The following is a 21523-nucleotide window of genomic DNA, read 5'->3' on the forward strand; positions in this document are numbered from 1 at the left end:
AGGAGCTTTTCGTTATCAAATAGCGGAGAGCTTTTTTTTGATATGCAAAAAGGAAACCAAACGACTCTAAGATGCAGTATAATAGAGCATATCTAAATTAAAACAGAATTACGTTGTCTTAATTTTGCATATAAAAATATTATGAGAGGAATAATAAAAAATGGCAGAAAGCAAAGATTTATTAACCGTCCTTTGGAGCGGTGCGGATGTACTCAGAGGCAAAATGGATGCAAATGAGTACAAAACATATCTATTGGGGCTTGTATTCTACAAGTATTTATCCGATTCCTATCTTTTTAAAGTATATGATCTATTAAATGATGAGCAGCCGGAAAATCTTTTTGAAGCGCAGAAGGTCTATGAAGAAGCTATGAATAGCTCTGACAGGGATGATCTTTTGAGCGAGCTTAAAGATTCTCTTCACTATACACTTGAACCCGATATGACATATATAAGTATCTTAAAGCAAGCTAAAGATAACAGATTTAACAGAGAAAAGCTGCAGGCAGCGTTCAATCGTATTCAGGAGTCAGATGAACTGTTTAACAGCTTATTTGCTGATGTTGACCTTTATTCTAACAGGCTTGGTGCCGGAGATCAGAAGCAGAGTGCGACAATTGCTGAACTAATTAAGGTTCTTGAAGATGCTGACCTTGTAAATACTAAGGGCGATGTGCTTGGAAATGCATATGAATACCTTATCGGTCAGTTTGCTTCAGAAACAGGAAAGAAAGCAGGAGAGTTCTACACACCTCACGGACCTGCACAGATTCTTTGTAGGATCGCGATGATAGGACAGGAAGAAAAGAAAGGCTTACAGGTATACGATCCATGCATGGGATCGGGTTCACTTATGCTTAGCTGCATGCATTATTCAAAAGAGCCTGACTATATAAAATATTATGGACAGGAGCTCATGCCCTCAACATATAACCTTGCAAGGATGAATATGTTTCTTCACGGAGTAATGCCGGAAAACCAGCACCTTAGAAATGCAGATACTCTTGATGCCGACTGGCCTACAGATGAAGAGACTGAATTTGATGTAGTTACCATGAATCCGCCCTACTCTGCAAAGTGGTCTGCAGCCGATGGCTTTAAGCAGGATGAAAGATTCATGGACTATGGAGGCGCTCTTGCACCTAAATCTAAGGCAGATTATGCCTTTCTTTTACATGGCTTTTACCATTTAAAGCCTAATGGCACTATGGCTATCGTACTTCCTCACGGGGTTCTCTTTAGAGGCGCTTCAGAAGGAACAATAAGAAAGATTCTTCTTGAAAATGGTTCTATCTATGCAGTTATAGGACTTCCTGCAAATATGTTCTACAACACTTCGATCCCTACGTGCATCATTGTTCTTAAAAAGCACAGAGAAGGAAGAGATGTTCTCTTTATTGATGCTTCTAATCAGTTTGAGAAAGAAAAGAAGCAGAATGTAATGAATGAAGAGCATATAGATCATGTTCTTGAGCTTTATAGGAACAGGCAGAGTGTTGAAAAAGAAGCTTTTCTTGCTTCTTATGACGATATAAAAAACAATGACTTCAATCTTAATATCCCAAGATATGTTGATACCAGCGAAGAAGAAGAGGAGATTGACCTTAAGGCTCTTACATTAGAGCTAAATAGTACAAACGAAGAGATAAAAGAAGCAAATATGTCTTTACTTAATATGATGGGTGAGCTGACATTTGCAAATGATGAGACAAAAAATGCCATGACTGAGCTTATGAATGTACTTAAGGAGGGTTTATAGTGGCACAAAAACCTGATATTAGATTCGCAGGATTTAATGACGATTGGGAACAGCGTAAGTTAGAAGATGTAGTAGGAGTATATGACGGCACACATCAAACTCCAAACTATCAAGACCACGGAGTAATGTTTGTTTCTGTGGAAGATATTCAGACTCTCACATCTGAGAAATATATATCGGAAGAGGACTATGAAAAGAACTATTCTGTTGTGCCTGAGCAGGGTGATATTTTGATGACAAGAATAGGTGATATAGGGACAGCTAGTATTGTTAAAAGTGCAGAACCACTGGCATATTATGTGAGTTTAGCATTGTTAAAGAACAAGGGCATGAATTCGGAATTTTTAAAGGCAAATATATCTGCTCCAGCTTTTCAAAATGAATTATGGCTACGAACTCTTCATACTGCTTACCCAAAGAAAATAAACAAAGATGAGATTGGAAAATGTATGATTTCCATTGCTCCAAGTATCGAGGAACAGGAGGCGATAGGTAGGTATTTTGAAAGCCTCGACAACCTTATCACCCTTCATCAACGTAAGTGCGATGAGATGAAAGAAATAAAAAAATCCATGCTACAAAAAATGTTTCCCAAGAATAGAGAAAAAGAACCCGAAATACGTTTTAAAGGATTTTCGGATACCTGGACGAAATACAAATTGGGAGATCTTTATACTGAAAGAAATGAGCGTGGAAATAATTCTCTTCAAATTTTGTCTGTATCAATCCATTCCGGAGTCTCTGATGGTGAATTAAATGAAGAAGAATTGGGAAAAACGGTAAAGAGAAGTGAAGATAAGTCCACATATAAACATGTATATACCGGAGATCTTATTTTTAATATGATGCGTGCATGGCAAGGTGCTATTGGTGTAGCAAAATGTGAAGGAATGATTAGCCCTGCGTACATTTCCGCAGTTCCAAACGAGAAAGTGTATCCTTTATTTATGGACTATGCTCTACGCAGAAGTGAAGCTATTGCAGAAATAAATAACCTGTCCTATGGAATAAGGGATTTCAGAAAGCGATTATATTGGAACTCATTTATTCATGTAAATTGTATGTTGCCTTCAGTAGAAGAGCAAAAAAAGATATATAAATTTTTAAGATGCATTGATGAATACATCAGTGTTCTTCAAAGAAAATGTATTGAATTAAAAACATTAAAGAAATATCTATTACAAAATATGTTCTGTGAACATGAATGAATAGAGGATTATTATGGGGAAATTACCTAATATAAGATTTAAATACTATACCAACAATTGGGAACAGCGTAAGTTATATGAAGTAGCTGAAAAAATATGCGTCGGTTTTGTGGGAACCTGTGAAAAATATTATACCGATGAATCAGGTATCCCAATGTATCGCACTGGAAACTTGAACGGATTAAAATTGAATCAGGATGATTTAAAATATGTTACCAAAGAGTTTCATGAACAAAATAAAAAGTCGCAGCTGAGAAAAGGTGACATTCTCATAGCACGACATGGAGATAGTGGAAAAGCTGTAAATTATGAGCTTTCAGAAGAAGCAAACTGCCTAAATATTGTTATCATTAGACCGGATTTGGATAAATGTAACTATCAATTTCTCACTGATAGTATCAACAGCCCTACGGTTTCTCAACACATAAAATCTTTGTCTGCAGGAAGTACACAGGCAGTCATAAATACGTCAGAAATTGAGAAATTGGATGTCATCATACCTGCTAACATAGCAGAACAGAACAAGATTGCAGAATTTTTGAATGTTCTCGATAACCTTATCACCCTTCATCAGCGTAAGTGTGACGAGACAAAAGAACTCAAAAAATATATGCTTCAAAAAATGTTTCCTAAAAATGGCGAGAAAATTCCGGAAATTAGATTTGATGGATTTACTGACGATTGGGAACAGCGTAAGGTTTCTGAAGTTGCTGAAATTGTGGCCGGAGGTACTCCAAGCACAAAGATAAGCAATTACTGGGAACCGAAGGAAGTTCCATGGTTATCTTCAGGGGAAGTTCATAAGAAATATATTACATTTACAGACAACATGATTTCTCAAGAAGGGATGAATAATTCAAGTGCAAAAATGATAAAAGAAAACTCTGTTCTAATCGCACTTGCAGGACAAGGAAAAACTCGTGGAACTGTAGCAATTAACCGTATTCCGCTTACGACAAACCAATCAATCGCAGCCATGACATTTAATGATGATATTGTTCCGGAATTTATTTTTTGTAATTTAGAAAATCGTTACGACGAGATAAGAAAAATGTCATCTGGTGATGGTGCAAGAGGTGGACTTAATAAACAATTAGTTGGTGATATTGAAATTCCGTATACTTCATATGAAGAGCAGAAGAAAATAGGGACATATTTTGAACAGCTCGACAACCTTATCACCCTTCATCAGCGTAAGTGTGACGAGACAAAAGAACTCAAAAAATATATGCTTCAGAATATGTTTCCTACGAAAGGATAACTAAAAATGGCTGAATTAGAATCTGCATTAGAAAAAAGGCTTATAGATCAGCTTTGTTGTGATGAATCACAGTGGACTTACAGACCTGACCTTAACACAGAAGAAAAGTTATGGGCAAATTTTAAGAAGATTTTGGAGCAGAATAATAAAGCAAAACTAAACGATACTCCTTTATCGGAATCCGAGTTTGCCAAGATAAAGAACGACATTTCGCATGCTTCATTTTACGATGCAGGGAAATGGCTTGTTGGCGAAAACGGAAAAGTATATGTCCATGTCCAGAGAGGAAATGAGACTCTTCATCTTGTTGTTATGAACAACGAGCATATCGCCGGTGGATCTAGCGTATATGAAGTAATAAATCAGTATATTTCATTTAAGGATGAATCAGAAGAAGGAGACAGAGACAGAAGATTTGATGTTTCCCTTCTCATAAATGGCATCCCTCTTATCCATATTGAACTTAAGAATAAAGAACACTCATATATTGAGGGCTACAGACAGATAAAGAAATATATCCAGGAAGGTAAATTCCATGGGATTTTTTCTAATATTCAAATGTTTGTTGTAAGTAATGCAGTTGATACAAAGTATTTTGCTGCAGCAAGAGATTCCGAACTTAATTCAAAATTCTTATCGGGATGGCTTGATCATGGTAATCACCCTGTAAGTGACTATATCGAATTTACTAAACAAGTCCTGCGTATTCCGCAGGCGCATGAGATGGTATCAAAGTATGTGGTCTTGGATAATGACAAGAAAAAGCTCCTTATATTAAGGCCATATCAGATACATGCGATAGAATCCATGAGAGAAGCTTCTAAACACGGTGAATCAGGCTTTATCTGGCATACAACAGGCTCAGGTAAGACAATGACATCTTATAAGGCTACCAGAAATCTTCTTATGGATATCCCTTCCATAGAAAAGACAATATTCCTTATTGATAGAAAAGACCTTGACCTGCAGACAAAGCTTGCTTTCCAGTCTTATGCAGAAAATGACACGATTGACGTAGATGATACAGAAAATGTCTCCATGCTCATAAAAAGGCTTACAGACGGGCAGAGACAGATGATAGTAACAACACGTCAGAAGCTTCAGATTGTGATAAATAAGCGTCTTGAAGAAGGTACCCCTAAATATAACAAGATAAGAGCTCTTAAAGTGGCATTTGTAGTAGATGAGTGCCACAGGGCAGTAACGCCATCTACAAAGAGAGAACTTGAGAAGTTCTTTAATAATTCTTTATGGTATGGCTTTACCGGAACACCTATATTTGAAGAAAACAAATACGAGCTTAAAGGCGATCTTCCACAGACTACGGAGCAACTTTACGGAAAGTGTCTTCACAGCTATACGATAAAAGAAGCCATACATGATGAAGCTGTACTTGGATTCATGACAGAGCATTTTGGAGCCAAAGGACTGTCTGAAGAAGATGCTGCTAGATATTATTCATCTGAAGGACATATGCGAAAAGTCCTTGATATCATCCTTAATCAGTCCTATACAAAGCTAGGAATGGAAAAAGGTAAAGGTCAGACGTATGAAGCCATGCTCACAGTTGATTCTATTGCTATGGCTCAGAGATATTATGAACTGCTTCGCAAGGTAAAGAACGGAGAGGATGAGCTTAAGATCAGTGAAGATGTAAAGAAAGCACTTCCGGACTTCCCGAAGTTTGCAATAACATATTCTGTTACTGAGAATGACGAGAGCTCAACCGTTAATCAGAATAAAATGAAAGCATCTTTAAAAGACTACAATGAGATGTTTGGCACCAAGTATGATATTGAAAATATCGGAGCTTATAACAGCAATCTTAATGACCGTCTTGCAAGGAAGGAAAAGAAGTACCTTAACAGAGATCAGCAGCTTGACCTTATCATTGTTGTAGATAGACTCCTTACAGGTTTTGATGCGCCGTGCCTTTCAACTCTTTTCATGGACAGACCTCCTATGAGCCCGCAGGGACTAATACAGGCTTTTTCAAGAACAAACAGGATCTTTGATAAGAAGAAAAAGTTCGGGCAGATTGTAACGATGCAAAGGCCTGAAGAATATAAGAAAGCCATAAATGATGCGCTTGTCCTTTACTCAAGAGGTGGTGAGGGAGTCCCGATTTCTGAAGACTATGATACTATCAGGGAATTATTTGTCCTGTCAGTGAAGACTCTTCGCGTATTGGCTCCTTTGCCGGACGATGTTACAAGTCTTTCAAAGAAAGAAAAAAAGCGCTTCATATACGCATTTAGAGATGTAGACAGAAGCTTATCCCATCTAAGAGCTTTTTCTACTTATGATCCGGAAATACTCTCTCAGGTAGGCTTTACTGAAGCAGATTATGAAAATTACTACGGACATTATAAGAATATATTGGAAGAATTTAAGCAAGATAAGCCGGATAATAATGATTCCGACAGCACTCCTGTAAATGATGATTATGATTTTGTCGCATTTTCAAAGCTTCGAATTGATTTTGAGTATATTGTTGAGCTTTTGCAGGGCTTTGTCGATTCGCTGGATCAGTCTGAAGATGATTTTGACGAAGTTGATTTTGAAAGAAAACTTGCATTTATCAGGGAAATGGTAAAAGAGTATGCTCAGACCAATCCAAGGCTTGGCGATATCATAGTTCAGGTTCTTGATGAGATTGAAAACGAGAAGGATATATATGTTGGAAAAGATATCTCCGTGATAATAAATGAGATGAGGTATTCTGCTGTTGATAAGGAGATAAAGGCATTCTCAGACAAATGGCTCATACCTTTTGAAGATGTGAAATACGAAGCATACAACTTCAAGAACGGTGAAATGTCCAATGAGAACAACTTCAAGGAAAAAGCTGACTATACAGCCTATAAAGAATCAACTGATGGTGCCCTTCCAAAGTTTAAGTTTAGAACGGCTTTAATCGATGATTTTAAGAATAATCTGATGCCGGAGATAGAGGAACTACTATAACAACACATTTATTGAGGGAAGTGTGATGATTAATCTAGAAACATTAAAAAAAGATTCCAGTAATTATTATTTATTAGATAATAATTACAAGAAAGATGCAGCGTATTATTCTTTAATAATTGGTCTAACAGAATACTTTGATACTTATCATCCTGATAAACTAAACAATAATGATGATGCTCAAAATATAACTGAAATAAATAATAAATACGAGAATGGTTCGGATTATACAAAAAACGTCATAAACATTTTTATACATTTACAGCATTTTCTTGAATTGCAAGTCAAAAAGGAATTAGATAGCATTAATTTACTAATGTCTTCTCGAATTAATGATCCTATTATTTTAGAGAAGGTTTTGAATAATAAAAATTTGTCAGATGAAGAAATTTCGAAATGTTATTCTGTAGAGATGTCAGATGCAATAAAAAGGCTATGCGATTTGGTAAAAGAAGGAGTTTTAACAACTCCTTCGTCAAAAGTGCTTAGTGCTAATCGTCCAACAATAGACTTTGTAACATACATGAGAAATAAAATCATGCATCGTGGAAAATATATATTGAAGTATTGCGAGCTTGATTTAGTAATGAGCCAACATGTCCTGGTCTTATTTAAAGAACTGTTATCTTTGCCTAATTATTCAAAATATAACAAATTGCTAAATGGACAATGTATTACCGCTTTAATTGCCCCTATAATACAGGCGGGTGCTAAATCAAGTGTAGACTATTCTGAAATAGCTTTATATAAGGCATTTGCGAAAGCTAAATCAAATGATAAATATGAAGAACGTTACTATTTTAGTACTGATGAGCTGGCTAAGTGGACAAAAAAAATACAAACGGATTATAGTCATGAGAATATTGGTGTAGAACAATACGTAAAATGTCCATGCTGTAATAAAGATACTTTAGCTGTCATCTTTGATTATTCAGATATCGAAGAAGTATTTGATGAAATTGGGGATGAGCAAGAAGGTGTTACCGTTATACATGGATTCTATCCGACGGATTATGAACAAAAGCTTGTCTCTTGTGCAAATTGCGGGTTTACTTTATCAAAATTTATTACTGAATTGGTGCATTATGATAATAAGTATGCTTCATATAAGATTTGGCAATAATCAATCAAATTGCAAGGAATAAAGCTAATCATAAGAATTAATAATTTGGTTTGGCAGTAATAAAATGGAGTTTTAAATGGCAAGACCTTTTTCCAAAAAAGATGCTTCACGCTTAAAAAGTGAACACAAGAAGTTATTAAACAGATTATATAAAGTAATAGATGAATCGAAAAGATATGCTAATGATATAAAAGATGCAGCGGATGGGTTGGTTGCACAGGAAGTCTTAAATATATTAAGGGATGTTCCGGTTGAAGAACTTAATCGCGACAAAGGTGGACTGCGTATAAAAAACCTAAGAGATGCGGGGTATAACAGTATCGCTGATGTATCTACTGCTAATGTATATTCCCTTGCTTCAATAAATGGTATTAGTCAGGATGCAGCCTATACGATAAAAAAAATAGCTCAGGATTTTACGAATAAAGCGCGCAAAGATACTAAAATTAGACTGAGTGTTGATTCAAAGACTGCCAAAAACACAAAATTGGTCTCAGCTATTTTTAGGTATAAAGCATTTTTATCATTATCTGATAAGTCTGATGATTTATTACATGATTATGAGCAGAAAATACAATATTTGCTTGAGGATCTTGAACCTTCTACAGGCACATTTAGATGGCTTTTTACATCCTCTACAAATAAACAGAAAGCAGAAGAAGCATATCCCGCGCTGATAAATCTGCTTAATAATGAGTATGGCACTCAAGCTAAGGTGCTAACTGACCAAGCGAGTGAGGTGGAAAAGTCAGAAGACAGTGATGCATGGGAAGATTTTAAACAAAAATCAATCGATTATTTTACCACGCTGGAAAATGTTTATCCAGGGATTTTAGGTAATTCTGATGAAGTGTATGGCTTACCGGAAGATCTAGCAAGAGAAATCCAAGATGAATGTTTCTTTCCTGACGGATTGCTTTGTACCTTAAGAAGATATCAGGAATGGGGAGTAAAATATACACTTCATCAAGAAAAAGTCCTCCTTGGAGACGAGATGGGACTTGGTAAAACAGTCCAGGCTATTGCTGCAATGGTTTCACTGAAGAACACGGGAGCAACTCACTTTGTTGTTGTTTGTCCTGCAAGTGTAATTACTAACTGGTGCCGAGAAATTAGAAAGCATAGTAAACTAACCGTAACGAAAGTTCACGGACAGGGAAGAAAATATGCACTGAATTCTTGGATTCGTTCTGGCGGAGTTGCTGTAACTACATATGAAACTACGGGATATTTTAAGTTAGACGATGATTACAAATTTTCTATGCTTGTTGTGGATGAAGCACATTATATAAAGAACCCTAATGCGGCTAGAAGCAAAAATGTTAAAAGAATTTCTGAACATGCAGAGAGAATGCTGTTCATGACAGGTACTGCATTGGAAAATAAGGTTGATGAAATGATTGCCCTTATTGATATATTGCGTCCTGAAATAGCGAGCTCTGTTCGAAGCCGGGCTTTTATGGCAACAGCACCTCAGTTTAGAGAACGTGTAGCTCCTGTTTATTATCGAAGAAAAAGAGAACAAGTATTAACTGAGTTACCAGAACTTATTGAGAATAAGGAATGGTGTACCATGACTCCACAGGAAGAAGAAGTTTACGAAAAGACGGTTTTTTCTAAAAACTTTATGGCTATTCGTAGGGTGTCATGGAATGTTGAGGATTTGAAGTATTCATCAAAAGCGAAGCGATTGTTAGAGATTGTTGAAGATGCAAGAGATGATGACCGAAAGGTTATTGTTTTCTCATATTTCCTTGATACTATTGGGGCGGTATACGAATTATTAGGTCCTTCATGTATGAATCCTATTAATGGTTCACTTTCCCCACAAAGAAGACAGGAAATAATAGATGAATTTGACGAAGCGCCTGCTGGAACTGTCTTGCCTGCACAGATTCAATCTGGAGGAACTGGCTTGAATATCCAATCCGCAAGCGTAATTATAATATGCGAACCGCAGTATAAACCATCTATTGAGAACCAAGCTATTTCAAGAGCATATAGAATGGGGCAGGCACGAAATGTTCTTGTATATAGATTGCTTTGTGAGAATTCAGTTGACGAGAAAATACTGACAATCCTAGAGAAAAAGCAAGCTGAATTTGATGCTTTTGCTGATAAATCAGTTGCGGCCAAGGAAAGCATTGAACTTGACGATAAGAGCTTTGGAGATATTATAAAAGAGGAAATCGATAGAATTAATGCAAAGCATGAAAGTATACATTTATCAGATAATTAAAAGTACATGATCAGATAAATAAGTCCTCACGGTGAGGACGTGATGAGAGAGAAGCCCAAAAGCAGCTTCTCTCTTTTAGCTTTAGATTATATGTGATGTAATATACTTACAAAATTCCACAAGAACTTCCTCATCTATTTCTTGGTATGAGACAGCATCTTGCCCATCTAACCTTCTGAGCGGGAGAGATTTCTCAAATCCTCCCGTTCTTACTAAATCGTTATTCATTATCAGACAAAACTTGGTTAAAAAATCGATATAGTACATCTGGATATGCATACTTATTTTCTAAATAGCTTTCTACAGCAAGTCGTAACTTTCGCAGTGCCATCTGCTGATCATCCCCATATCTTGACAGTAATTCAACAGGCAATGCATTATTAATCTTTACCATAAGAGCAACTGTGTCCATTTCAGGTGACGTAACTTCCGGATCGCCATGATAAACCTCACACAAAAAAACAAACCCTTCCCCAGATTGAAGATAATAAGAATTCTGCATTCGAACAGAATTCATGTTTTCAAAATCAATTGGAAAATCTTCTTTTCTTAATTCAAGATCTATATCATCCCACCTTGGAAATAATGATAAGTTTTTCCAGTCTAATTTAGCTGACATCGTTTTTTCTATTAGATCTTCAATAAAATGTTCTATCATATCAGCAATCATAAGTCATACTCCCCCTTCTGCAAAATACCGATTAAATTAGTTGTTTTTTCTATAAATTCAATTACATCTTTATGTTTATAATTGCCATCTAAATATGCAAGCGTTTTAATTTCATCATGTATGTTTTCGATAGATTTTAGATCTTCTGGATTCAATACATCTTTGTGCTTTAATATATTGGTACATATGTAAAACATTCTTGTACACGTATTACGAGATAACTTGCCAATTTCTTTAACATTTGAGCACTCAACTTCTAAAGCAGTTATAGCAATTGGTCTATACTCTTTAAAATGCATTTTATCGATTGCATGTACTTGGGCTTCTGGTAATTTCTTCTCAATCTTCTTGGTCATAAAATATGTAATAACAGTCCCTATTAAACCAAGAACTCCAACCAAAAGTGAAATAAGACCAATTACATTTCCTGCAAAAGGAGAATTAATAATGTTCAATAAGTTAGATTTAGTCATAAACGTAGTAATCAAAACTATTTCCTCTTAATCTTAGCATTAACCATCAATACAATCTAATAACTATTTTAGAAATAAATTTGATAATAAGCAATCGGATTATTGTAAATCATCCTCACCGTGAGGACGTAATGATGAGAGAAGCCAAACCCAGCTTCTCTTTTTTATTGCTAAAATCCTTGAAAATAACCCTGAATAGAACTTCGAATAAGAACTTTGAATAAAAATATGAAATAAAATCCGGAAAGGTTTCTCAGGCATTTTATGAGTCAAGAGCTGCCCGGCCTGCGGCCAGCGTACTGTCTCTTGACTCATAAACCGTCCGTGTCCTCTTCGCAGTGGCGATGAGGATAAGAAAATGGTTTTTCCTACCCTCATCGCCCCTTCGATCGTACCACGGACTATGCCAATCTACGAATTGATACTCTGAATGACCTTTTGTCAGGGGCTTTGCGCCCCCAACACCCCCGCAGGCTCCAAGGATAATCCCGACGCCTCCGGCTGTAAAGCCCTATTTTACGCGATTTTTTAGAATAATTTAGTTTTAGTAATTGACATTGTGTGTACCGTGTACTATAATAATAAATGTAAAGAGAACCGCCACGGCGGTAAAAAAATTAGAGCCATACACGGCAGAAAGCGAGGTTCTTCGATATGGAAAGAACAGAATTTTTTAACGGAGTAGAAAAGGAATTAAACGAGCGTGGTTACACCACAAGACAAGTAAAAGTATTCAAGAATGGTGTTGCTCGTGACGGATTGTGCATTGGAGAAGGCGAAATTCGACCTAACATCTATTTTGATGATTTTTACAATGCAGGATTATCTATCAGCGAAACAGCAGATAAAATCATTGAGTTTGTCGATATGAACACTCTCAGCGATGAAACTAAAGATAAGGCATTATCATTCATAAAAGACAAGGATTTTTGCCTTGAAAGAGTAAGAATAGATTGCTCAAAAGCAAATACTTACACTGATTGCATTAACCGCCAAGAAAACGGCATTACTTTATCAATAGTAATTGATTTAACAGGCATCATCGACTATGCGACTTGCAGAGTAAAGCCTGAGATGCTTGAAAACTGGAATATCAGTGAAGAAGAGCTTTGGGAAAGAGCAAAGGCAAATTCCGAAAAAGACGTTGTTATCAAGAGTATGTTTGAAACATTAACAGTACTAATGGACGGAGAAGAGCCGCCATTTGATGATAGCAATAATCCCCCTGTACTTGTTGTTACAAACAAGAGTATGAGCCACGGAGCATATGCTGTATTTACAGAAACTGCAAAGGCAGAGATTAAAAGAAGAATGAAAACAGATGAAGTAATTATCCTTCCAAGTTCAATCCACGAAACTATCGTTGTTCCTTACAAGGACGAGAACGGAATGGAAGAAGTAACCAACATGGTAAGAGAAGTAAATGCAACACAGGTTGCGGATGAAGATGTTTTATCAGATACACCGTTTAGAATGGCTATCTAATAATAAATCTCTTTATAGGGCTGGGAGAGTGGCAGAAATGCCACTTTCCCATGAAAAAGCCGCAAATCTGAGGATTTGCAAAAACGCTGAAAGAAGGCTGCCAAAATGCAGCCAAAGAGAATCGAAGGGCTGTTGAAATAGCAGAAGTTTTATTAGAACTTGCTCCTTATGAAATAGAAAAATATAAAAAGGAATTAAAAACCTTGTCCCTTCTCTTGTTTCAAAATCTATCTTAAGAGAAGTCATATCCATGTATCCTGCAGAAGTAAGTAAAAAAGCAATACAAGGAGGAATTTTATGCCTTTCTTCACAAAGATCCTGATAGGTTTATTGTCTAATTAGTAGAGCACATAATGAACAATCATTGACGCTAGTACCCTATGGGTGCTATAATATGTATGCAACTATTTAAAAAATAGCAGGTATAAAAATGACTATTAAAGAAATTAGGAAAATGACAGGGCTTTCCCAAGTTGACTTCGGAAAATACTATAATATCCCTGTTCCGACCATAAAGAAATGGGAATCACATCCAGATAATCAAAACTATCGAGAATGTCCAGTGTATGTGAATCAGTTATTAGAAAAAGCAGTAAGAATAGACTTTGCTAGGAGGAAATAACAATGGCTATGTTTTTAGAAAACACGAAAGAAAATAGAGAAATAAGAAATGTTGTGACAACTATGGCTCTTGAAGGGATGTATCTTGACGAGGAATTTATCAATGAACTGATAAAGGTCTCCAAAGGCGAAAAAACATCCGAGGAATTAAGGCAGGAGATAATAAAAAAGTATGTCAGACACTAAATATTGCTATCCAAATTCTGATGTCTTGAAGAATAAGTTCGATATCAGAGATAAAGATGAGTTGTTTAATGCAGAGGTTAGGCTTACATCTCTGCGTGTCAAAGAACTTCAAAAAAAACCAATAAAAGGAAACTTTGATTTTAATCACTTAAAATCAATACATAAATATATTTTTCAAGATATTTATGACTGGGCAGGTAAAGAGAGAACGGTTGATATTGGAAAAGGAAATCTGTTCTGTACAGTTGTTTGCATACATGATTTTGCGGAGTCTGTATTTGGAAAGTACTTTTCACAATGTTTTGCAAATAAGGACAATAAAGAAAATTTTGTCAGAGCATTAGCTGAAAACTATGGAGATTTAAACGCACTACATCCATTCCGAGAAGGTAATGGAAGAGCACAGCGAGAATTTGCCAGAATTGTTTGTCTTGAATGCGGATATGACTTTGATTTATCCTGTTCAACACAAAAAGAAATGCTTATGGCAAGTAAACTATCATTTGATAAAGCAGACAACACTGGCTTTATAAACATTTTTTCAAGGGCGCTGACACCGATAAATCATGATATGGTTATAAATTGTGATTATATGAAGATTCTCACTTCAGATGACCTTAACATAGACTCTGAAGGATATGAATACTATGGATATGAGGAATATCAAGAATCTGAGACCTATAATAAATTGTATGAAGCTAAAATTGAAAAGATGAATGCACAAAACTATGGTGAACCGGTATCAGAAGATAATAAAATGTACCAAAAATACGCCGATGCTTTGACACAGTTATATGAAAAAGCAGAAAAAATCTCTGCACTTCCTTCAAATGATGCTTCATTAGATGATGTATTCTTAGGACTTAAAGAACGTCGACCAAAGCTTGACTCACTAAAAGCAGAAATAAATCAAGTCATTCAAGATATGAAAAATAACGACATTGATCCTGCACAAATCTACCCTTTACTACCTGAAAAACTCATACAGCCGGTTTCTAAGAATTTTCAGTCTTCAATAAGCGAAAAAACACGATAAATTTTTTCCGCAAATCTGAGGATTTGCGGGATTTTTACTTCGAAAACAAATTTTAATATAACGTTGAATATGCACAGCTGTGATCTTAGAACACAGCTGATATAAATTAATAAGAACTTTGAATAGTACTTTGAATAAAAAAGTCACATAATAAGCTTATTTTTCTTATTGTATCAATCTTGTTCGCAAGCAACATATAAACTCTTATCCCCACCACTCATCAAGCCTGAGTTTTCTTCTCATGTATATATTTACCCCCACTGCTGTCACTGTATTAAGAATAGAAAATAAGATGTCTTTAATAAATAGCTTAGTAAAAAAGAACGCTGGAACAGCCAAAAGGATAGATGTTATCACTATCATTGTGTTTTTTATAATCTCATTATGTCTATAATGATGAAAACAAATAGAAGCTAATAATGCAATTATCAAAGCAATTGCCGGGTTTCCTATAAGTACAGAAACAACAATCCCAGATACTAAAAAAACAAATATCACATCAAAACAATATGATGTTCCTAGCAAAAAAGAAAATAAAACTGTTATCCCAAGATACACTGCTTCTATAAAAAACATAAGCACGCTAAAAACTTTCATAATCAAGTTCTCCCATATAATGTATAAGTGATGCATTTATTTATGCATAATTTTCAAACATCTCTCTGACACGCGCTTCAGAAAACAACCATTTTTCAGGAATTATATCTTCTGTTCCAGCCGCAATACCTTTATCTGTCCATTTTTTATATTCTCTTAACACAGTTTCACCATTACCTGCTCTAGATTTGTGCATCTCCTCAGCAATCTCAGCAGGAGATGCAAGATATACCCTTGGCATTTTGTTAAGCTCTACACCTTTAAATTGTACTAAACAAAAAATAGTTTTTTTCCCATGTGCCTCCAGCCACGCATCTATTGCTTCATGGTAAGTTCTGCCTTTTTTATACGATTGAGTAAGTCCCCATCCACCATCCTTACTACCTTTAACAGATATCTTAAGTAAAAGATCTCCTTCAACAGCTACTAGATCATATTCTGGTTGATCCGCGCCATACTGAACTGACACCGCAACACCACATCTAGCAAATTGTGCAGCTACTATGGCTTCAGCTGCAACTCCGACATGCCAAGAAGTAAATGTATCTATGGACATTCCTGAACCTCCATGTATTCATAAACTACACAATACTACAACAATGACCTATTTCTTATATATCTATTTTACAACTATTACTTGTAGTTCTAAAAATCACTACCCATATTATTATCCCTAAAATAGAAACTTTTTCAAATGTACGTTGGCATCATATACTATATATATATATTGATATTATTATTTTCTTTTGTTAGTTTGAAAAAACAGTAACATATTGAACGTTGTATTAGATTGTACTAAATAAGAGTCCTTTATGATATAATTATATAGAAAAAGAAGTAACATATTCAAGGAACGTTAAATATGTGAGGATTCATATATGAGATATAGCGATGAAGAAGCAAAAAAAGCGCTAATACAGCTTTCAAAAATTTACGGATATTGTCGTATATCAAGAGCGCAGCAATCTATAGATCGTCAGATCCGTAATATCAAGGGTCAATATCCAAATGCTATTATTGTTCAGGAAGCATATACCGGCACAAAAATGGATCGCCCGGAATGGATGAAGCTACTTAAAACGCTTTCTTCTGGAGATACTATTGTTTTTGATTCCGTTTCACGAATGAGCAGAAATGCAGATGAAGGAATAGAAACATATTTTGAATTATACGAAAAAGGTATTCATCTGATATTTCTAAAAGAGCATTACATTGATACTTCTGTATATGCCGAAAACTTGAAAGACAAGATTGAGCTCCAAGGTACCGATGAAGATGAAATCTTCAAAGGCTTAAATAATTATTTCAGGCGACTAGCTGCAAGACAGATTCGAATTGCCTTTGAGATGGCTCAGAAGGAAGTAGATGACCTACATATAAGGACCAAGGAAGGACTCGAGACAGCAAGGCTTAATGGGAAGCAGATTGGCGGAGTAAAAGGGAAGCCAAGGATTCCAAAGATGAAAGCTCATGCAAAAGAAGAGATTGTTCGTTTAAGTAAGAATTTCGAAGGAACTCTTTCCGATGGAGAGTGTATCAAGCTCATAGGAATACATCGAAATACGTACTATAAATATAAGAAGGAACTCAGATTGTCCTCACCGTGAGGACGCCATTAAGCAAAAGGAAGACTAATATGTGTACACGTTACGTACTTGAAAAAGATTCCGTTGACTTAAAAGAAATAGTAGAAAAAGTCTCCAAATCCTCACTTACCAAGAAGTTTTTAATTACACACGGACGACCACTTGTTACTTATGGAGAAGTGCGCCCCACGGATATTGTTCCTGTAATCGCCCCGAACTCCAATGGGATACGAAGCGTATTTCCTATGCAGTGGGGATTCCTTGCGAAAAACAATAAGAGATCCCTTTTTAATGCTAGGTTAGAAACAGCAAGCAAAAAAACAACGTTTAAAGAAGCCTGGAAAACTCACAGATGCATTATTCCAGCCTCTTATTACCATGAATGGCAACATTATAAAAGTCCAGATGGAAAAGAAAAGACAGGCGATAAATATACCATCCAGCCAGCCGGACGCACTATAACATGGCTTTGCGGTCTTTATCGTATAGAAAATGGATTCCCAGTCTTTGTGATTCTTACAAAAGAACCAACTAAGGAGCTTTCTACCATCCATGACAGGATGCCGCTTATTCTTCCTGAAGATAAAATCAATGATTGGATTAATATTTCCTTGGCTCCTGAAGAAGTTGTCCCATATGTTTTAACCGATATGATTATTGAAAAAAGGAGAATCAATCATGTATGAAAAAAAACAAGGTGTGAAAAGATTATTAAACTCAATCTATCAGAATGTTGATGCTGGAAATATTAAAGTATTCGCTCAGATTCTGAATTATGAAGAATCACAGTTAATGCAAGATATTGAAGCGATAAAATCTGTAGATATCGTAAACAAAGAAGATTGATGATATTACAGGTTTCTTTTCGCCTTTAGGTGTAATAGCCCTTGAAATCTTCCTTATGATAATTTATAATTAACAATGTAATCGAAAGTAACTTTCTTTTGCAACTTTCGGTTGCCATATAGATACATAATTTGACTAAACCCTCGGTTTTCACATTCACCGAGGGTTCTTCATTTTATTAAAATGATTAATTATAGCTCCCCATAAGAGCCATAATATAATAAACAATTATGAGAGGTTTTTACTAAGCCGCAAATTATTTAATTCTCTTTCAAATTTGGAAGACTTTGCACCCACTCGTACAAAACCTTGAATACGCTTAGCTTCTTTTCGAAATATTCATAAGGTTTATCTTGCATATATTTCTCATTACATTCTATGTTTTCAGGAAACAATACTGATTCTAAGGTGTTTCCTTTTAAACTAAACCCTTCCGGTGGCGTAGGTAAAACGGATGCATCCTCAAATAGGATGTATAAGTCATAGTGTACTTGTTGTCTAAATGCAACTGAAACCTTCCCATCTTTTGCGTTATCTATACTAAGAACACCTGGAACACCTTTATAGATCTCATCGATATTGTCTATTTTAAATACTGCAGCGTTAATAGAATCATATAAATGTCCCTGACAGCAGTATTTTGTTAGATAGCCTTTTTTGTTTAACAGGCAGATGATAGGTGCTATTTCCTCGTCACATTCAAAGTAATCATCCGGATTGATATCCATTTCACACTTAAATTCTTGAAGTGCCTCAAAATTTATTGATTCTAATATATCAAACGTTTCCTTGTTAATCAGTGTCATATTTTTCCTACCTTCACTACAAATCATTCAAAGAAAAGAATCTTCTCAACAACCTTCACTTAAGCAGCGAAGGCCTATACATCAATCTTATTTAGAGGGAGTATAGCATATCAGAAAACGTAATGTCAATTTAATAATAACATTTTATAGTACACCTTTTGTATGCCTGTTATTTACAGGATTATATGTTAATAAAAATTGCTTTTGTGTGTACCCCGTGCTACAATAAAGCAAACAAAAAATATGTAGGAGCATATATAATTTAATGAAAAAGAAAATCGCTGTATTACTTAGCGGACTTATGATTTTATCAATAACTGGATGTGGTTTTTCAAACTTTTCTGGTACTGAAGGAACAGGAAAAGTTACTGAACAGATAATTGTTCCTAGTGACGCAATTCTTGCGCAAGAAAACAATGTTATCTCGCTTGATATTGGAGATATCAAAGTTCCCGATGGATATACAATTGGATCAGGTAAGTTTACAGATCCTACTACAAAAAAAGACTTTTCAGTTATAGGAGTCTGGAAAACTGAGAAAAAAGAAGATGCTGCTTCAACAGATTTAAGTGGAACCGAGCAGGCTGCATTCGTTAATTATAAGACTATTACTGACGAAGATATTCTATTTTATGTAATGTATGGTGATGATAACTTATCTCCAGATGCAGAGCTTGGAATAAGTGAAGTAAGAACCTCACTTTCAACATACAATAATTACTTTAAAACATTACTTTCCCTTAATTTTCCGGTAATAGATGATATAACCAAGAATGATACAAATGGAAATCCAGTAGTCGACGAAAGCGGAAATCTTTCTGCAAGGATATCTATAGATAAAAAATGGTACTATACAACTTTTACTGCCACAAGCGGACAGAGCCTTACAACAACATATAGTACTATCTGTTATCCAAAATCATACTACGGCGTAATGATGCTAGAAGCTCAGCAAAGTCCTGAACACTCAAGAAAATACTATACTTTTGTTTTTTCCAATAATAGTAAGGGTGAGATATTCAATAAAGAAGATTATTACTCACTCTTTTCTCAGGTAAAGAAGCTTTATGACTTATATGGATTTTATACAGCTCCTCAATTATCTGCAGAAAAGGATCAGTCAATAAATTACTATAATGGAAGATCTTTTGAACAGCTTAATGATCTATTCAAAGACACATTTAATTATTACATCATAGAAGAGAACAATAGCGCCGCTGCTTCATCAGACGCTTCCGGATCGGATCCAGATAATGATTAAACTATTTGCCCTTATAACCATGCTCATAGATCATATAGGCCTGATTTTTTTTCCGGATATAAGATGGATTCGATATATTGGACGCCTTGCTATGCCAGTATTTGGGTATTGTATCGCAAGGGGCTTTTATTACTCAAAAGAGCATGGAACGCTAAACAATTATATTAAAAATCTTCTTATACTTACGATAGCTTCTGAGATTCCTTACTACCTGATGGAAAAGAAACCAGCTATTGATATAGGCCTGACCTGGCTTATATCGGTCATCGTGTTGTATATTTTGGAAGGTGATATTCCAAATCTTAAGAAGATTGCTTTAGCCGGATTAATTCTTCTTTTTACTGCTGGTCTATATATGTTTATTAGTTTTGATTATGGAATATATGGTAGCTTAACTGCAGTTTGCATGTATTATCTTATGATAAAGAAGAATGACCCTTACAATATGTTTCTTGCTTTAGTAATCTTATGGGCTTTTTATGTTCTTATAATGCGGCAAGCTTTTGAACAGTTTTTTGCAGTTTTTTCAATCATTCCGATAGCATTACTAAAACCGATTGATGAAAGAGTTAAGCTTCCAAAACGTTTATATTACTGGTTTTATCCAGTTCATATGATTGTTTTACTTATTTTAGAAAGGATTTTTGTGAAATGAACAATGACGAGATTATCACTGTAAAAGTCTTTGATACAAAGAACCAGATCAGAGACGCAGAAGTATTCTATAAATTTGATTATGAAGGAAGATGGTACTGCGCTGTTACTACAACTGAGGAGCCTTATGAAACTCAGATACTTGGTTATGGTTATGATGAAGATGGTAAGTTCTTTACATATGATTTAGTAGAGCCTCTATATAAGAACGTTCTGGATCTATTTACTAATGTACATCTTCCCGGCCTCATCGGAGAAGATAATAAAGAAGCTGCTCCTTTGATCAATGTTCAGGGACTTGGAAAAGAAAGTCATATTACAAAACAAGGACAAGCTCTTATGTTCTTTAATTATGGAGTAGTAGAAGACAAGAAGCATGACTATGTTTTAGTTGCATATGTCGAACCGGAAGAGAAAGAGCATAGAGGAGCATTCTACAGATATGAGTTTGTAGAGCTTGAAAATGGCGAAAAAGCTATTGTAACTGAGCCAATAAGGAATGACATGGAATATGAAGCAGTAAAAGAATATTTCAAAAAAGAAAAGGGCGTAGAGCTCAGCAAATTACTTGTATCTGACAATATAACATTGCACTACTAAAAATGAGAGTCTGTGATATGGTTATTAAATCAGTAAACAAGATTGATTTTGGAAAATGTAAAATAAAGTGTGTAAGTTAAGCAACCACTAACTTACGCACTTTATTTATGTTATAGGGTGCGGTACATTAGAAGAAAGGACTGAA

General features: G+C 35.4%; 21 protein-coding genes. 16 read left to right on the forward strand and 5 right to left on the reverse strand.

What is annotated here, in order from left to right:
• Positions 1 to 160 precede the first annotated feature (160 nt).
• From BM398_RS14660 to BM398_RS14685, 6 genes are all read left to right on the forward strand, one after another.
• Positions 161 to 1759 (forward strand): type I restriction-modification system subunit M, encoded by a 1599-nt coding sequence (locus BM398_RS14660; protein WP_092338679.1) that lies wholly within the window; start codon positions 161 to 163, stop codon positions 1757 to 1759.
• Entirely contained in the window at positions 1759 to 2967 is a 1209-nt protein-coding gene (locus tag BM398_RS14665) for a restriction endonuclease subunit S (RefSeq protein ID WP_242949826.1), read from the forward strand. Before BM398_RS14660 ends, BM398_RS14665 begins: the two co-directional genes overlap by 1 nt.
• Before the next feature lie 13 nt (positions 2968 to 2980).
• A complete protein-coding gene (locus BM398_RS14670; protein WP_092338683.1) occupies positions 2981 to 4228 on the forward strand; it encodes a restriction endonuclease subunit S in 1248 nt (415 codons plus the stop codon).
• Positions 4229 to 4234: 6 nt separating this feature from the next.
• On the forward strand, positions 4235 to 7195 hold the full coding sequence (locus BM398_RS14675) for a type I restriction endonuclease subunit R, EcoR124 family (protein WP_092338685.1): 2961 nt from the start codon (positions 4235 to 4237) through the stop codon (positions 7193 to 7195).
• A 25-nt stretch (positions 7196 to 7220) separates the two neighbouring features.
• Positions 7221 to 8318: a hypothetical protein gene (locus tag BM398_RS14680; protein WP_092338687.1), complete on the forward strand. Its 1098-nt coding sequence runs from the start codon at positions 7221 to 7223 to the stop codon at positions 8316 to 8318.
• A 76-nt stretch (positions 8319 to 8394) separates the two neighbouring features.
• Positions 8395 to 10557 (forward strand): DEAD/DEAH box helicase, encoded by a 2163-nt coding sequence (locus tag BM398_RS14685; RefSeq protein WP_092338689.1) that lies wholly within the window; start codon positions 8395 to 8397, stop codon positions 10555 to 10557.
• 220 nt (positions 10558 to 10777) lie between these two features.
• Here the strand turns inward: BM398_RS14685 and BM398_RS14690 are convergent, their stop codons facing one another.
• Positions 10778 to 11227 (reverse strand): hypothetical protein, encoded by a 450-nt coding sequence (locus BM398_RS14690; protein ID WP_092338691.1) that lies wholly within the window; start codon positions 11225 to 11227, stop codon positions 10778 to 10780.
• On the reverse strand, positions 11224 to 11715 hold the full coding sequence (locus BM398_RS14695) for a hypothetical protein (protein ID WP_092338693.1): 492 nt from the start codon (positions 11713 to 11715) through the stop codon (positions 11224 to 11226). Before BM398_RS14695 ends, BM398_RS14690 begins: the two co-directional genes overlap by 4 nt.
• A gap of 639 nt (positions 11716 to 12354) precedes the next feature.
• On the opposite strand from BM398_RS14695, the gene BM398_RS14700 reads away from it, so the two are divergent.
• The 4 genes from BM398_RS14700 to BM398_RS14720 all read left to right on the forward strand — a co-directional run bounded on the left by BM398_RS14700 (position 12355) and on the right by BM398_RS14720 (position 15028).
• On the forward strand, positions 12355 to 13185 hold the full coding sequence (locus BM398_RS14700; RefSeq protein ID WP_092338695.1) for a DUF5688 family protein: 831 nt from the start codon (positions 12355 to 12357) through the stop codon (positions 13183 to 13185).
• Between the two features lie 430 nt (positions 13186 to 13615).
• Entirely contained in the window at positions 13616 to 13807 is a 192-nt protein-coding gene (locus BM398_RS14710; RefSeq protein WP_092338699.1) for a helix-turn-helix domain-containing protein, read from the forward strand.
• Positions 13808 to 13809: 2 nt separating this feature from the next.
• Complete coding sequence (locus BM398_RS14715; RefSeq protein ID WP_092338702.1) at positions 13810 to 13992, forward strand: antitoxin VbhA family protein; 183 nt, start codon at positions 13810 to 13812, stop codon at positions 13990 to 13992.
• Positions 13979 to 15028, forward strand: coding sequence for a Fic/DOC family protein (locus BM398_RS14720; RefSeq protein ID WP_092338705.1), 1050 nt, complete (start codon positions 13979 to 13981; stop codon positions 15026 to 15028). Before BM398_RS14715 ends, BM398_RS14720 begins: the two co-directional genes overlap by 14 nt.
• A gap of 204 nt (positions 15029 to 15232) precedes the next feature.
• Here BM398_RS14720 and BM398_RS14725 read toward each other — a convergent pair whose 3' ends face one another.
• A complete protein-coding gene (locus tag BM398_RS14725; protein WP_092338707.1) occupies positions 15233 to 15625 on the reverse strand; it encodes a hypothetical protein in 393 nt (130 codons plus the stop codon).
• A gap of 40 nt (positions 15626 to 15665) precedes the next feature.
• Positions 15666 to 16181: a hypothetical protein gene (locus tag BM398_RS14730; RefSeq protein ID WP_092338709.1), complete on the reverse strand. Its 516-nt coding sequence runs from the start codon at positions 16179 to 16181 to the stop codon at positions 15666 to 15668.
• Positions 16182 to 16503: 322 nt separating this feature from the next.
• On the opposite strand from BM398_RS14730, the gene BM398_RS14735 reads away from it, so the two are divergent.
• From BM398_RS14735 to BM398_RS17240, 3 genes are read left to right on the forward strand one after another with little or no spacing between them, the layout of a single operon-like run.
• On the forward strand, positions 16504 to 17232 hold the full coding sequence (locus BM398_RS14735; protein WP_092338711.1) for a recombinase family protein: 729 nt from the start codon (positions 16504 to 16506) through the stop codon (positions 17230 to 17232).
• 29 nt (positions 17233 to 17261) lie between these two features.
• Positions 17262 to 17897, forward strand: a complete 636-nt coding sequence (locus tag BM398_RS14740; RefSeq protein ID WP_092338713.1) for an SOS response-associated peptidase — start codon at positions 17262 to 17264, stop codon at positions 17895 to 17897.
• Positions 17890 to 18057, forward strand: coding sequence for a hypothetical protein (locus BM398_RS17240; RefSeq protein WP_175531971.1), 168 nt, complete (start codon positions 17890 to 17892; stop codon positions 18055 to 18057). The genes BM398_RS14740 and BM398_RS17240 overlap by 8 nt, the downstream gene beginning before the upstream one ends.
• Positions 18058 to 18317: 260 nt before the next feature.
• Here the strand turns inward: BM398_RS17240 and BM398_RS14745 are convergent, their stop codons facing one another.
• On the reverse strand, positions 18318 to 18863 hold the full coding sequence (locus BM398_RS14745; protein WP_092338715.1) for a hypothetical protein: 546 nt from the start codon (positions 18861 to 18863) through the stop codon (positions 18318 to 18320).
• A gap of 265 nt (positions 18864 to 19128) precedes the next feature.
• Between BM398_RS14745 and BM398_RS14750 the strand changes: the two genes are divergently transcribed.
• From BM398_RS14750 to BM398_RS14760, 3 genes are read left to right on the forward strand one after another with little or no spacing between them, the layout of a single operon-like run.
• Positions 19129 to 20124: a hypothetical protein gene (locus BM398_RS14750; RefSeq protein WP_092338717.1), complete on the forward strand. Its 996-nt coding sequence runs from the start codon at positions 19129 to 19131 to the stop codon at positions 20122 to 20124.
• Positions 20117 to 20779, forward strand: a complete 663-nt coding sequence (locus BM398_RS14755; protein ID WP_092338719.1) for a TraX family protein — start codon at positions 20117 to 20119, stop codon at positions 20777 to 20779. Before BM398_RS14750 ends, BM398_RS14755 begins: the two co-directional genes overlap by 8 nt.
• On the forward strand, positions 20776 to 21378 hold the full coding sequence (locus BM398_RS14760) for a DUF1292 domain-containing protein (protein WP_092338722.1): 603 nt from the start codon (positions 20776 to 20778) through the stop codon (positions 21376 to 21378). The genes BM398_RS14755 and BM398_RS14760 overlap by 4 nt, the downstream gene beginning before the upstream one ends.
• The last annotated feature ends 145 nt before the right edge of the window (positions 21379 to 21523 follow it).

The organism is Butyrivibrio sp. M55 (assembly GCF_900116865.1).
GTDB lineage: Bacteria > Bacillota > Clostridia > Lachnospirales > Lachnospiraceae > Butyrivibrio.

What these genes read in the sequence shown, in the direction of transcription:
- BM398_RS14725 (WP_092338707.1), bottom strand. Translation starts at nt 15,625, where the DNA reads ATGAAAGTTTTTAGCGTGCTTATGTTTTTTATAGAAGCAGTGTATCTT.
- BM398_RS14710 (WP_092338699.1), top strand. Translation starts at nt 13,616, where the DNA reads ATGACTATTAAAGAAATTAGGAAAATGACAGGGCTTTCCCAAGTTGAC.
- BM398_RS14760 (WP_092338722.1), top strand. Translation starts at nt 20,776, where the DNA reads ATGAACAATGACGAGATTATCACTGTAAAAGTCTTTGATACAAAGAAC.
- BM398_RS14720 (WP_092338705.1), top strand. Translation starts at nt 13,979, where the DNA reads ATGTCAGACACTAAATATTGCTATCCAAATTCTGATGTCTTGAAGAAT.
- BM398_RS14735 (WP_092338711.1), top strand. Translation starts at nt 16,504, where the DNA reads ATGAGATATAGCGATGAAGAAGCAAAAAAAGCGCTAATACAGCTTTCA.
- BM398_RS14685 (WP_092338689.1), top strand. Translation starts at nt 8,395, where the DNA reads ATGGCAAGACCTTTTTCCAAAAAAGATGCTTCACGCTTAAAAAGTGAA.
- BM398_RS14680 (WP_092338687.1), top strand. Translation starts at nt 7,221, where the DNA reads ATGATTAATCTAGAAACATTAAAAAAAGATTCCAGTAATTATTATTTA.
- BM398_RS14700 (WP_092338695.1), top strand. Translation starts at nt 12,355, where the DNA reads ATGGAAAGAACAGAATTTTTTAACGGAGTAGAAAAGGAATTAAACGAG.
- BM398_RS14675 (WP_092338685.1), top strand. Translation starts at nt 4,235, where the DNA reads ATGGCTGAATTAGAATCTGCATTAGAAAAAAGGCTTATAGATCAGCTT.
- BM398_RS14670 (WP_092338683.1), top strand. Translation starts at nt 2,981, where the DNA reads ATGGGGAAATTACCTAATATAAGATTTAAATACTATACCAACAATTGG.
- BM398_RS14730 (WP_092338709.1), bottom strand. Translation starts at nt 16,181, where the DNA reads ATGTCCATAGATACATTTACTTCTTGGCATGTCGGAGTTGCAGCTGAA.
- BM398_RS14715 (WP_092338702.1), top strand. Translation starts at nt 13,810, where the DNA reads ATGGCTATGTTTTTAGAAAACACGAAAGAAAATAGAGAAATAAGAAAT.
- BM398_RS14745 (WP_092338715.1), bottom strand. Translation starts at nt 18,863, where the DNA reads ATGACACTGATTAACAAGGAAACGTTTGATATATTAGAATCAATAAAT.
- BM398_RS14660 (WP_092338679.1), top strand. Translation starts at nt 161, where the DNA reads ATGGCAGAAAGCAAAGATTTATTAACCGTCCTTTGGAGCGGTGCGGAT.
- BM398_RS14740 (WP_092338713.1), top strand. Translation starts at nt 17,262, where the DNA reads ATGTGTACACGTTACGTACTTGAAAAAGATTCCGTTGACTTAAAAGAA.
- BM398_RS14750 (WP_092338717.1), top strand. Translation starts at nt 19,129, where the DNA reads ATGAAAAAGAAAATCGCTGTATTACTTAGCGGACTTATGATTTTATCA.
- BM398_RS14690 (WP_092338691.1), bottom strand. Translation starts at nt 11,227, where the DNA reads ATGATTGCTGATATGATAGAACATTTTATTGAAGATCTAATAGAAAAA.
- BM398_RS14755 (WP_092338719.1), top strand. Translation starts at nt 20,117, where the DNA reads ATGATTAAACTATTTGCCCTTATAACCATGCTCATAGATCATATAGGC.
- BM398_RS17240 (WP_175531971.1), top strand. Translation starts at nt 17,890, where the DNA reads ATGTATGAAAAAAAACAAGGTGTGAAAAGATTATTAAACTCAATCTAT.